General features: G+C 44.6%; 10 protein-coding genes, 1 other RNA gene and 1 pseudogene. 5 read left to right on the top strand and 7 right to left on the bottom strand.

What is annotated here, in order from left to right; genetic code table 11:
- Positions 1-176 precede the first annotated feature (176 nt).
- Genes IM485_RS14760 through IM485_RS14750 form a run of 3 tightly spaced genes read right to left on the bottom strand, consistent with a single transcriptional unit; the run spans position 177 to position 2,948 of the window.
- Positions 177-857: a response regulator transcription factor gene (locus IM485_RS14760; RefSeq protein ID WP_045359245.1), complete on the bottom strand. Its 681-nt coding sequence runs from the start codon at positions 855-857 to the stop codon at positions 177-179.
- Positions 854-2,308, bottom strand: a complete 1,455-nt coding sequence (locus IM485_RS14755) for a sensor histidine kinase (protein ID WP_287744033.1) — start codon at positions 2,306-2,308, stop codon at positions 854-856. Before IM485_RS14755 ends, IM485_RS14760 begins: the two co-directional genes overlap by 4 nt.
- A 28-nt stretch (positions 2,309-2,336) precedes the next feature.
- The gene (locus tag IM485_RS14750; RefSeq protein WP_104395777.1) at positions 2,337-2,948 is read right to left on the bottom strand and encodes a cysteine dioxygenase family protein; all 612 of its coding nucleotides are present in this window, start codon (positions 2,946-2,948) and stop codon (positions 2,337-2,339) included.
- 364 nt (positions 2,949-3,312) lie between these two features.
- On the opposite strand from IM485_RS14750, the gene IM485_RS14745 reads away from it, so the two are divergent.
- A complete protein-coding gene (locus tag IM485_RS14745; RefSeq protein ID WP_104395778.1) occupies positions 3,313-3,894 on the top strand; it encodes a TlpA family protein disulfide reductase in 582 nt (193 codons plus the stop codon).
- Between the two features lie 87 nt (positions 3,895-3,981).
- Positions 3,982-4,833, top strand: coding sequence for a cytochrome c biogenesis CcdA family protein (locus IM485_RS14740; protein ID WP_287744029.1), 852 nt, complete (start codon positions 3,982-3,984; stop codon positions 4,831-4,833).
- A gap of 47 nt (positions 4,834-4,880) precedes the next feature.
- On the opposite strand, the gene IM485_RS14735 is transcribed toward IM485_RS14740, so the two are convergent.
- Positions 4,881-5,687 (bottom strand): DUF8623 domain-containing protein, encoded by an 807-nt coding sequence (locus tag IM485_RS14735; protein WP_104395780.1) that lies wholly within the window; start codon positions 5,685-5,687, stop codon positions 4,881-4,883.
- An 81-nt stretch (positions 5,688-5,768) separates the two neighbouring features.
- Here IM485_RS14735 and murG point away from each other — a divergent pair, with 81 nt between their 5' ends.
- Positions 5,769-6,842, top strand: coding sequence for an undecaprenyldiphospho-muramoylpentapeptide beta-N-acetylglucosaminyltransferase (murG, locus tag IM485_RS14730; RefSeq protein ID WP_104395781.1), 1,074 nt, complete (start codon positions 5,769-5,771; stop codon positions 6,840-6,842).
- Here murG and IM485_RS14725 read toward each other — a convergent pair.
- The 3 genes and pseudogenes from IM485_RS14725 to IM485_RS14715 all read right to left on the bottom strand — a co-directional run.
- A pseudogene (locus IM485_RS14725) lies at positions 6,824-7,024 on the bottom strand (Uma2 family endonuclease); the annotation flags it as partial. The gene murG and the pseudogene IM485_RS14725 sit on opposite strands and share 19 nt — an antisense overlap.
- A gap of 21 nt (positions 7,025-7,045) precedes the next feature.
- Positions 7,046-7,906: a fructosamine kinase family protein gene (locus tag IM485_RS14720; protein ID WP_104395782.1), complete on the bottom strand. Its 861-nt coding sequence runs from the start codon at positions 7,904-7,906 to the stop codon at positions 7,046-7,048.
- A 278-nt stretch (positions 7,907-8,184) separates the two neighbouring features.
- Positions 8,185-9,474, bottom strand: coding sequence for a M16 family metallopeptidase (locus tag IM485_RS14715; RefSeq protein ID WP_287744023.1), 1,290 nt, complete (start codon positions 9,472-9,474; stop codon positions 8,185-8,187).
- Positions 9,475-9,738: 264 nt separating this feature from the next.
- Between IM485_RS14715 and ssrS the strand changes: the two genes are divergently transcribed.
- Positions 9,739-9,926: non-coding RNA, 6S RNA (gene ssrS / locus IM485_RS14710), on the top strand.
- 199 nt (positions 9,927-10,125) lie between these two features.
- Positions 10,126-11,505 (top strand): NAD(P)/FAD-dependent oxidoreductase, encoded by a 1,380-nt coding sequence (locus IM485_RS14705; protein WP_287744020.1) that lies wholly within the window; start codon positions 10,126-10,128, stop codon positions 11,503-11,505.
- The last annotated feature ends 35 nt before the right edge of the window (positions 11,506-11,540 follow it).

Raw genomic sequence — 11,540 nt, 5'->3', positions numbered from 1 at the left:
CTTCGCCCCTACAGGACACGGGCCGATGAAGACGCAAGGTTTTGAACGAAGATTCTCTCAAAATCTTGCACCTGTGAGAGCAAAACAGAACCCTAAAACCCTTACCTCGTCTATATTTCACATTTATTCAGCAAGCCCTAAATAATTCCTCCCTCGGTTCCTCTAATAAATCACAATTAAGCATAATCTCTTAAAACGTAGCCCACTCCTCGCACTGTATGGATCAAACGTTTAGGATTAGCGGACTCCAACTTAACCCGTAAGGCACGAATATACACCTCAATAATATTAGAATCACCCATAAAATCGTAACCCCAAACGGTTTCGAGAATTTGCTCGCGAGTGAGTACCTGCCGGGGATGACGTAAGATAAACTCTAATAAGTCAAACTCTTTAGCCGTTAATTCAATCAATTGACTATCTCGATACACTTCCCGGGCGAGACAATTCAAGGTCAAATCTTCAAAAGTAAATATATTTAAATCTTGGGCATGGGTGCGACGTAAACGAGCTTTAACCCTAGCTAAGAGTTCTTCCATGCTAAAAGGTTTAGTAACATAATCATCGGCTCCGGCATTTAAGCCCGTCACTCGATCGGGGATTTCATCTTTAGCTGTTAAAATAATAATCGGTGCTTCCATCCCGGTTTTTCGCAGTCGTAAACATAAATCTAATCCAGAAATAACCGGCAGCATCCAATCTAAAATTAACAAATCTGGTGAAGAATCCCTAGCGATTTTCAGTCCATCCATGCCATTAGAAGCAATAGTAACTTGATAGCCTTCCAAATGAAGTTCTGTGGCGATAAATTCGGCGAGTTTAGGATCATCTTCCACAAGAAGAATATGGTCGTTCATAACTGCGGTTGCCAGAGAGGTAGAATGATAGTAAAGGTACTGCCTTGACCGGGTTGAGAGCGGAGAGTGATGCGACCCTCCATTCCTTCAATTAGACTTTTAGCGATCGCCAAACCCAAACCCGTGCCGTCTCGCGAGCGAGTCATCGACTCATCAACCCGATAAAACCGTTCAAAAATGCGATTTTGATGGGAGAGAGAGATACCGATTCCCCGATCGCGTACATGGATGAGAGCGGAACTAGGCTGCTTTTCTAAGATCAGATCGACGGTTTGCCCGGGAGCAGAATACTTGATCGCATTATCGAGCAAATTGATTAAAACTTGCTGTAATCGATCTTGGTCGCCACAAATTACCACATCTTCATTGGTTAATAATAAAGTCATCTTGCGATCGCTAACTTTTTGACTCATCGCCGCCACTTCTGTCAGCAAAGTGTTGAGAATAATAGGGTGGGAGCGAAAATGGAGATGACCGCTATCGGCACGAGCGAGATCGAGCAAATCTTGTAACATCCGGATAATTCTCTCGGTTTCTGCCGTGGCTGTTTCCAGAGCTTGCTGTTGGTAGGGATTTAAATTAGTGCTGCGTCGCTGGAGACTTTGTAAGTAACCGATCACGACTGTTAAAGGGGTACGCAGTTCATGGGAAACATTGCCGACAAACTGACGTTGCTGTTCCCAAGCTCCCGATAATCGCCATAACATCTGATTAAAAGCGGTAGCTAGTCCTAAAATTTCATCTGGCGCTTGTTCGAGTTGCAATTTCGCCCCACTTAAATCATCGGCAGAAACGGCACTAGCAATTTGACTCATGCGAGTCAGCGGCAACATAGCCTGACGGATCCGTTGGGAAATTAAGACAATTAAGCTCAATAGGACGAGAATACTCAGCCAAAATAAGCCCCATAACCCCGCCTGATATTTCTGGTGATCGGCCGTGATATCTTGGGATAGATACAATTTCCCCGACAGTTGACCCTTGATAGTCAGAGGAGTGCCACATAAAACAATATCGCGTCCATCAAAGTGAATAATTTGGGGTGCATCGGGTACTCTGGTTAGGGATGCCGCCGCACGCATCTCGGTGACATTGCCATCGACTCCAGGAGACTGTCCCAACAGTTGTCCATCGGAGTTTTTAACCCAGATGACTAACCCCGCAGTGGAGACTCGATCAATGGTTTTTTCTAATCCCGTAGTCAGGGTTCCCATCTGAGCGTACATTTCCAACTGTTCAGGAAAACGCCTAGCGATGTATTCTAGAGTTTGTTTATGGGCGGCGACTAAATTCTGCTCCATTTGCCAAGCAGCCCAAATGGCTACGCTACCAAGTCCGATAATCGAGATGGTCAATAGTTCTAAGGTTAAACGAAACTGAAGCGAGCTAGTAGAAACGGGTTTACTGGGCAAAAATTGCCCAAAAATGCCGACAAGGCGAGGTAGCTTCATGGGTGTATGGTTAGTGATATAGGGAGATTTAAAAATTTTTCGCCGTACCTTGTCCTGGATCGAACTCGAAACGCTGACTATAGTTAGTTTCACCGTACAGGTTAAAGCTCAGGGTTGGCTCATCTCCGATCGCTTCTATATGGTGAATAGCAGCCGGCATTAAACAGAGAATATCACCTGGGACGAGTAGGCGATCGCCGACTTTTCTGATCTGATCGGGTAATCCGGGGGTGGGGAAACGTTGCCAGAAGCTGTTTTTTTCCTGTCCCTTTAACAAAGCTACTACCCCCCAACAACCATGATTATGAATCGGGGAAGTGCTACCCACAGACCAAGCGACCAGTTGTACTGTCAGGGGAAAAAATGGCTCATCGTAGAGGGTTAATACCTCCCAACCGGTTTCGGGATTGGGTTCTAGACTAAGAATATCTAACCAGGGTGAATTGTTTAAGAGTTGGCGAACTAGAATCCGAATTGCTTCTAATCGTGAGCGATCGTCGCTAATCTGGGTTAAGGTATCTTCTAGATCGGATAAAAAGCGATAGAGCCAGTAGGGATGGGATAATTCGGAGTTTGCGGGGGTTATTTCGTAGGCCGAGCATTGCCCATGATTATCCACCAACCAGTCTTTTCCTGTCATAGTTGCGAAATAATGGTTTAAATTAGCATATTAGGGCGAAAAGTTGTCTTTTAGCCGCAATTAATCGGGTTTCTTCTTGATTTTATCAGCAAGATTTCGGGAAAAGATGATCCCTTTGTGATCGGTAGATGAATTTTTGCTGAAAAGATGGAAGGACGATTCTCCTGGATGGATGAGGGCAATTGCCAGTTAAAGTCAGATTTTTTATCTATTATCTATCTGGTCTTCATCTGAGACTCAGGTTTCTAGAATTTAATCTTAACTGTCAGCTACACTGGTTTCCTCCGGTGGCAAGCTGGATTCTTCTGGGGTAATACCCTTGACTTACCAAAAAATCTCTAATCTTAATTGGGAAATTTAACTCATGCGTAAACCATCAGCGTTATTATGGCTCGGTCTTTGTCTTAGTAGTTTAGCGGTTACGGTTTCCCTTGTGGCTGGAACATCGGCGAAAACCTTGACTAATTCTGATTCAGTGGTCAGTAAAGGTACTTTTAGTATTGCCCAAGCTAATCCCTGTGCCTCGAAAAATCCCTGCGCTGGCACTGATCCCTGTGCCTCGAAAAATCCCTGCGCTGCTAAACAGGGTAATGTGGGCGGTCCCTTAGCGCGACAATTGCAAGGAAAACCCGTGGTTGTCGATATCTATGCTAGTTGGTGTCCTGCCTGTAAAAATGTTGCCCCCACTCTTTCCCAACTTAAAAAAGATTACGCGGGTAAAGCTAATTTTATCGTCTTCGATGTCAGCGATCGCTCGAAAGCGACCCAATCGGCCCGCAAAGCCCAAGAATTGGGTCTAGGTCGTTTTTTTGAGGCGAATAAGTCCCAAACTGGCATGATTGCGATTATCGATCCCGCTACGGGCAATATTTTGGCACAATACCGGAATAATGCCGATAAATCCGCCTATTCCTCCGTACTGAACTCGGCTATTAATAAAAAATAGTCGAAGATTGCCCAGCTTGGGGAGTACCAGCGATCGCCAAGGACTCCCAGGGCAATTTTATTTTTTGGATCATCTCAGGAGAATTTTATGCGACGAGTATCGGAATCAGTCAAGGGTTTGAAACCCGCCAAAAAAGCGAAAATATCAAAAAAATTATTATTTTATCTGGTTTTAGGGCTTCTAGCTCTTATTTTAGTCCTTACTATCGGACCAATTATCGGCCATCCTCTGGAAAAAGCGATCTCGATCGTCGAAAATAGCTATCAGCAATGGTTAGATCGACAAGATACAAACAATCCTCTAGTTTTACTGCCCCTAGCTTTTTTGGGTGGCGTAATTGCCAGCATATCTCCCTGTATTTTGGCACTATTACCAGTTAACCTCAGCTATATCGGCACCCTGAAAATAGAATCTCGTTGGGATGCCTTCAGCAAAGCAGGTTTATTTGTCCTAGGAGCGGTGACAATTTTAAGTCTTTTTGGTTTAGTTTCTTCCTTTGCCGGGACGGTAATGGTGGAGTACCGAGGTTATATTAATATTGTTGTCGGTTTGATTATGGCGGTCATGGGTCTGTGGTTATTGGGAGTAATTAAGCTACCTTTACCGCAAATGAACTTAAATCTCCCCCAAGCAGGCCCCTACGGAGTCGGATTAACTTTTGCTCTTGTTAGCTCTCCCTGTGCTAGTCCTGTCCTCTTTGCTGTTTTGGCCGCCGCTGCCGCTACTGGTTCTCAAGTCCTCGGCACCCTGACCATGGTTAGTTATGCTCTTGGTTATACGATTCTCATTTTCTTGGCCAGTTTATTTACTGGTCTAGCCAAACAAAGCCGGAATTTATTGCAACATTCCGAGACAATTATCCGTTTAGGTAGCGTGGCACTGATGGTGACGGGAGCCTATTATTTAGTTACTGGTACTCAGTGGTTTATGGGCAGCTAAGATGGTAACTCTAGAGGGGGAATGCCAAAAAAGCCGCCAGATAAAATTTATTTTTCTACCTTAACCCGTTGAGTAACGACAACAATCCCATCTCCTTGAATTAAAATCGCCGATAACCAACGATTTTCTGGTGTTGCCGGCGCTTTTACCCGCTTAAATAAACCGCCGGACTGTAATAATTCCAATTCTAGGGGATTTGTATTAATATAGCGCTCAATATCTACTTTCTCATCGATCGCCGCTCCAGCCAATAAATCATCCCCTAAAGGTTCGCGAACAATCACATCAAAATCAAATTCTTCACCCACTTTCACCCTTTCGGGAATTCTCACTTGAATACTGGGGGGATTTTTGCCAGTATTTAACTCAACTCTCTCGCTTAAAATCTCCTGATAAACCAGTTTATTACCCTGAAATTGTTGACGAGAACGAATCGTGGCATTCATTCCCACCACTCGTCCCTGCACCTTTCCCGTCCCGGTAATTTTAGTAATTGTATTGGCCGTTAACTTGTCCCCGGAACGACTCCAAGATTCGAGGGTTGTGGTGTATTCTAGATTGTTATAACGTTCCCAAAAATGAGTTAAAGCCTTTTTAGTTTTTTCGTAGGTCAAGCCATCGGAGTTGGTAAATTTCGGACTATAAAACTCCATTAATTGCTTGAGATCTCGCTCATTAGCCGCCGTTTCAATTTTGGAGATAAGGGTTTTTAAATTAGCCGGGGCAGTTTCCGGCTTTTCGGCCCGCAGACTGGTGGCAAGGGTGAAAGTTAACCCCAAACCTAACAGCAACGACAGGGAAAAATTGAGGGATTGACGAAAAAATTTATCGGGAATCGTGTTCAAGTTACGCATTAGTGATAGTTTGTGTAAGGATTGATCAATAACTATGGTAGATTATTTCATTCTAGGGCTGAATTTACCCTCTCTCGAATTATGGCACGCACTCCAACCCGTCTATTGATTGCCGCTAGTGGTACTGGTGGTCATTTATTTCCCGCCTTGGCCGTCGCCAAGCGCTTGCCAGATTATGAGATTGAATGGTTAGGAGTTCCAGACCGTCTGGAACAGTCCTTAGTTCCAAAAACCTATCCCCTGCACACTATTCCCATTGAGGGGTTTCAAACCCGTTTGGGGTTAAAAACTCTCAAGATTCTGCTGCGTCAACTGTGGGCCATTTGGCAAGTGCGTAGTTTAATCAAAAAACGTCAGATAGCGGCAGTTTTTACCACCGGGGGTTATATCGCAGGCCCGACCATTTTAGCGGCTCGTTTAGCCAATATTCCCGTCATCCTACACGAATCTAACTACATACCGGGCAAAGTCACGAAAGTTCTCGGTCGCTGGTGCGATACGGTTGCCCTCGGTTTTCAGGGAACCACCAGCTATTTACCCGGCACTCGCAGCACTTGGGTTAGTACACCAGTACGGGAGCAGTTTCTCATTCCCCAGTCCCTAGATTTACCGATTCCAGAGACTGCTTTTTTGATTGTCGTTGCTGGTGGTTCTCAAGGGGCCGTGGCTCTTAATCAACTTGTCCGACAAAGCGCTTCCCAATGGTTAGAAAAAGGCATTTATATCGTGCATCTAACGGGAGAAAACGACCCCGAAGCGGATAGTTTGCGCCATTCTAACTATTTTTCCCAGCCTTTTTACGACAATATGGCGGGATTATGGCAAAGAGCTAATCTGGCTATCAGTCGCTCCGGTTCCGGCACTTTAACAGAATTAGCGATCACTTGTACGCCTTCGATTTTAATTCCCTATCCTTTTGCTGCCGAAGACCATCAGTTCTACAATGCCAAAGTTTTCGCTGAAGCTCAAGCCGCTTATCTTTACCGTCAAAATGAGTTAACTGCTCAGTTTTTAAGCGAATTAGTCCTCGATTTATGGTCTAATCCCGAAAAATTGTCCGCCATGGCTCAACAAGCTTCTCATCTAGCTATTAGTGATAGTGCCGATTTATTAGCCGACTTGTTGAGAAGAAAGAGTCACAAAGATAGTTTTTGAAACAAATCAGCCATGGGAAAAGTGAACCCCGGAACCACCTCTTCCCCCTCCAAAAAATCTCCTGATGTTAATAATCCCTGCGGTTCGTACCCGGAACGATAAACTAAAACATAGTGTTGACCTGGATTGATAACCCAGAGCAAACGAGTACCATTGGCAAAATATTCGGCAATTTTGTCCTCAAAGATTCACAAGTAAAACCTTTAAAGAATTTCCTGTAACATCCGATTGGCCTGGGAAGCGTAACCACCACCAAATAAATTAAAGTGGTTGAGAATGTGGTAGAGATTGTAAAGAGTTTTGCGCTTTTGATAACCGGCATCGAGGGGGAAAACATCGTTATAACCCCGATAAAAAGCCGCCGGAAAACCGCCAAAAAGTTCCGTCATGGCTAAATCCACCTCCCGGTCTCCCCAATAGGTGGCAGGGTCTAAAATTACCGGTTCCCCATCGACGGTAATTGCCGCATTTCCCGACCACAAATCACCGTGGACGAGGGAGGGATGGGGTTGATGCTGACTCAAAATCTCGCTAATAGCGGGAATAACTTGATCCTCGTCGGGAAAATTGCCGCCGCGCTCCTTCGCAAGTCTTAATTGATAGCCAATACGCTGATGAGCGAAAAAATCCGCCCAATTGTTACTAATGGTATTAATCTGGGGAGTAGAACCAATGGTATTATTACACTGCCAACCAAAGCGATCGGATAAAGAAACTTGATGTAAATGAGCTAAATTTCGCCCCATTTTTTCCCAGCTTTGACTATCGCCACCGCCGAATTCTAGCCACTCTAGCACTAAATAACTAGATTTCTCGGCAATTCCCCAACAAATTGGCTCCGGGACCCTGATAGTCTTGGTAGCGTGAATTTGCTTTAATCCTAAAGCTTCGGCGGCAAACATGGCCTCTTGGTTCGCTTGGTTAATCTTAACGAAATAAATTAAACCATTGCCACTAACGGCATAACCCTGATTGATACAGCCACCACTAACGGGACGACTTTTCTCGATTTCAAAAGGTTTTTCCGTGGTTTGGGTAATATGTCGAGCAATTTGAGTCCACATAGGTTATCAGTTATCAGTTATCAGTTATCAGTTATCAGATGTAAGTTTTAAGTTAATTAGTTATTTAGTTATCAGATGTAAATTAATTAGTTATTTAGTTATTTATTTATAGCGTTTCCTAAGCTAGTGAGGTACACATATTTTTCTTCCCTTTTGACTTTTACCTCTTGCCTTTTGCCTAAAACCCATAACTTTTGTACCTCAGCAGACTGAAAAACGCTATATCTTCATCTTTATCCCTGATTACTGATTACTGTTCACTGATTACTGTTCACTGATTACTGAATTGGTCTCACCACCACCACACCGTAAGCGTGGGGATTTAAATACTCTTGACAGGCATTTTGAATATCCTCTAAAGTGAGGGCTTCAATGTGTTGGGGATAACAAAAAGCCGGTTGTAAATCACCGATCTGAGTATGATAATAACCGTAAAGGTTAGCCCGATCGCTCGGTCTTTCATTGCTAAAAATAAACCGATTGGCCACTTGGGTTTTAACTCGTTCCAGTTCAGAAACTGTCACAGCTTCCTGTTGAATTTGTCCAATCTGTGCTATAACCTCTCTCTCCACTTGCTCGATATTTTCCGAGGCTAATTGAGCCGACACGGAAAACACCCCTTGCACTGCTTGGGACATATTACTGGCAGTTATTTGGGAAACTAAGGCCTTTTCTTGACGCAGAGACTGAAATAATCGCGATACCTTGCCCTGACCCAGAATAGCCGCTAAAACATCGAGAGGATAGGTTTTTTCTAAGTCTCTTAACCCCGGCACTTTCCAAAATAGGATTAAGCGGGCCTGCTGCAAATTTTCATCCTCGTATTCTTGACGGATAATCTCGTTAAAGGGAGCTTCAGGCTGTAGATTGGCGATAGGATGGGAAATAGGATCAGAATTGCCCTTACTGCCTAAAGTATCTAAAGAATCGCTCACAATAGCCATTAAATCATCTACAGGCAAATTACCCACCACCGCCACCGTCATCCATTCGGGACGATACCAAGTCCGATGAAAATCTCGCATTTGTTGAGGAGTAAGATTTTCAATCACTGCCATCGGACCCAACACCGGACGACGATAGGGTAAAACCTGAAAACAAGTCTCCATGGTGCGATAAAAAGTGCGACGACGGGGATTATCCTGAGAACGACGAATTTCTTCTAAAATAACCTGTCTTTCCCGCTCAAAAGCTTCATCGGGGATTAAAGCGTCTAAAACCACTTCTAGCTGCAGCGGGGCCAGATGGGCGAAGTCCCGCGGGGCAGTGGTAATGTAATAATGGGTGTATTCTTGGCTAGTAGCGGCATTAGTCACCGCTCCCCTCGATTCGATCGCCCGTTCAAATTCACCACTGTCTAAGTTACGGGTTCCCTTAAAAACCATGTGTTCGAGAAAGTGAGCCATCCCATTGATCTGATCCGATTCTAAGGCCGAGCCGACCTGCAGCCAAACATTGAGATTAACCGCTTCTACCGGTTGACTTTCGGCAATAATCGTTAAACCATTGGCAAGACGGTGCAGAATCGGAGTGTTAAGCGTGGCAGGTTTCCCTAGGATAGCCGTCATTCTTTATTAGTCCTCGGTAATCACTCTGGCAAAAATTGTCACTTTTCTCTATTGTAGTCCCAGATTTTCACAGAGCAAACAAGATCAGGTGTTGGGTGTTAGGATTCAGGAGGCAATAGGCAATAGGCAATAGGCAATGGGCCGCTTTATCCTCCCCACACCCCACACCCCACACCCCACCCCCCACCTCCCCACCTCCCCACCTCCCCACTTCCCCACTTCCCCACTTGCCTCTGAGAAAAAAAAATGCTACGATAAAACTAAATCGGGCTTCTACGTTGGTGACTGCCTTTCAAGTTTTTTGATCTATGCTTGATTGTGATAAGGGAGCAAATAACCAATCCGTGTGGTAGTAAACCGAGCTTGTACTCGGAAACAGAAACGCGGAATATAAGTTCCCACCTGGTTAACCCAGGTCATAAACTTAGGTAAAACGGCGTAGCGGTCTTTTCAAGTTTTTCGAGCATATATAGATTAAATTTCGGGGAGATTCCCTATACTTCCTTAGTTTTGCCCTCTTGGTTGGTCAAAAAAGCCAGTATCTATATTTTTTTCTAGGTTAAAGACTGCTATTTTCGGTAACGCTTGTCACCGCTAAATTGTGACAATCCGGACTACACTAGGGAAAAATTTATGAATTATTGTTAAGCAATGACAGAAAAACAGCCAAGAGTTGTTATCATCGGCGGCGGATTTGCGGGTTTATACACGGCCAAAGCCCTAAAAAACGCCCCCGTTCATGTTACCCTCATCGATAAGCGAAATTTCCATCTTTTTCAGCCCCTCCTCTATCAAGTCGCTACTGGGGCGCTATCTCCAGCCGATATCTCCTCACCTTTGCGCTTAATCCTACGGGGTCATGACAATACAGATATTCTCCTCGATCATGCCATAGATATAGATCCGGTCAAGGGAGAAGTGATCTTGGAAGATCACCCACCGATCGCCTACGATCAATTAGTTATTGCCACGGGAGTCAGTCATCACTATTTTGGCAATGATCAATGGCAACCCTACGCTCCAGGGTTAAAAACCATTGAAGATGCGGTGGAAATGCGTCGTCGTATTTATCTCGCTTTCGAGAAGGCCGAGAAAGAAATCGATGCCGAAAAGCGGCAAGCTTTATTAACTTTTGTGATTGTCGGTGGCGGACCGACGGGGGTAGAATTAGCAGGAGCGATCGCTGAAATTGCCCACGGTGCGCTTAGGTCTGATTTTCACCAGATTAACCCCACAGAAGCGAAAATTTTGCTCTTAGAAGGGATGGATCGAGTATTACCCCCATATTCACCCGATTTATCCGCTAAAGCTGCCGCTTCTCTCATAAAATTAGGGGTGACAGTGCAAACTAACAGCATCGTTACCAATATTGTTGAAGGTTGTGTCAGCGTCCGTCAGGGAGAAAAGACGACAGAAATCGCTGCCGAGACAATTTTATGGGCAGCAGGGGTAAAAGCATCGAGAATGGGGCGAATTTTGGCCGAAAGAACCGGGGTAAATCTCGATCGCGTCGGCCGGGTAATCGTTGAACCCGATTTAAGTATCGCCGGTTATGCCAATATTTTTGTGATCGGGGATCTGGCTAATTTTGCCCATCAGGGAGATAAACCTTTACCCGGAATTGCCCCCGTGGCCATGCAGGAGGGCGAATATCTGGCGAATTTATTATTTTCTCGCCTAAAAGGGCAAACTATTCAACCTTTTCATTATATCGATCGAGGTAGTCTGGCAGTTATCGGCCAAAATGCGGCCGTGGTTGATTTGGGATTTGTCAAGTTTTCCGGGTTCATCGCTTGGTTAGTCTGGGTTTGGGCCCATATTTACTATCTGATCGAATTTGATAATAAATTAGTGGTGATGGTGCAATGGGGTTGGAATTATTTTACCCGCGGTCGTGGCGCTCGTTTGATTACGGGAGAGGGGCAGAATTTAGCCTCCGGACAATTGCCGCAAAATAACGGCCAAAATAATAATAATCTCGCCGTTTCTAACCAGACGGAAACTCTCTCTCCACCGATTGTGAAAGTGTGAAAAAATAGCCGTGATTATCTAGTTATCAGTTAGCA

Source organism: Microcystis sp. M169S2 (assembly GCF_020245865.1).
Taxonomy (GTDB): Bacteria; Cyanobacteriota; Cyanobacteriia; order Cyanobacteriales; family Microcystaceae; genus Microcystis; species Microcystis ichthyoblabe_A.
The sequence above is the reverse complement of the archived record's forward strand: the minus strand, read 5'-3'. Positions and strand labels throughout refer to the sequence as shown.

Excerpts from the sequence above, each read along its gene's own strand:
- IM485_RS14760 (WP_045359245.1), bottom strand. The coding sequence starts at position 857 with ATGAACGACCATATTCTTCTTGTGGAAGATGATCCTAAACTCGCCGAA.
- IM485_RS14755 (WP_287744033.1), bottom strand. The coding sequence starts at position 2,308 with ATGAAGCTACCTCGCCTTGTCGGCATTTTTGGGCAATTTTTGCCCAGT.
- IM485_RS14750 (WP_104395777.1), bottom strand. The coding sequence starts at position 2,948 with ATGACAGGAAAAGACTGGTTGGTGGATAATCATGGGCAATGCTCGGCC.
- IM485_RS14745 (WP_104395778.1), top strand. The coding sequence starts at position 3,313 with ATGCGTAAACCATCAGCGTTATTATGGCTCGGTCTTTGTCTTAGTAGT.
- IM485_RS14740 (WP_287744029.1), top strand. The coding sequence starts at position 3,982 with ATGCGACGAGTATCGGAATCAGTCAAGGGTTTGAAACCCGCCAAAAAA.
- IM485_RS14735 (WP_104395780.1), bottom strand. The coding sequence starts at position 5,687 with ATGCGTAACTTGAACACGATTCCCGATAAATTTTTTCGTCAATCCCTC.
- murG (WP_104395781.1), top strand. The coding sequence starts at position 5,769 with ATGGCACGCACTCCAACCCGTCTATTGATTGCCGCTAGTGGTACTGGT.
- IM485_RS14720 (WP_104395782.1), bottom strand. The coding sequence starts at position 7,906 with ATGTGGACTCAAATTGCTCGACATATTACCCAAACCACGGAAAAACCT.
- IM485_RS14715 (WP_287744023.1), bottom strand. The coding sequence starts at position 9,474 with ATGACGGCTATCCTAGGGAAACCTGCCACGCTTAACACTCCGATTCTG.
- IM485_RS14705 (WP_287744020.1), top strand. The coding sequence starts at position 10,126 with ATGACAGAAAAACAGCCAAGAGTTGTTATCATCGGCGGCGGATTTGCG.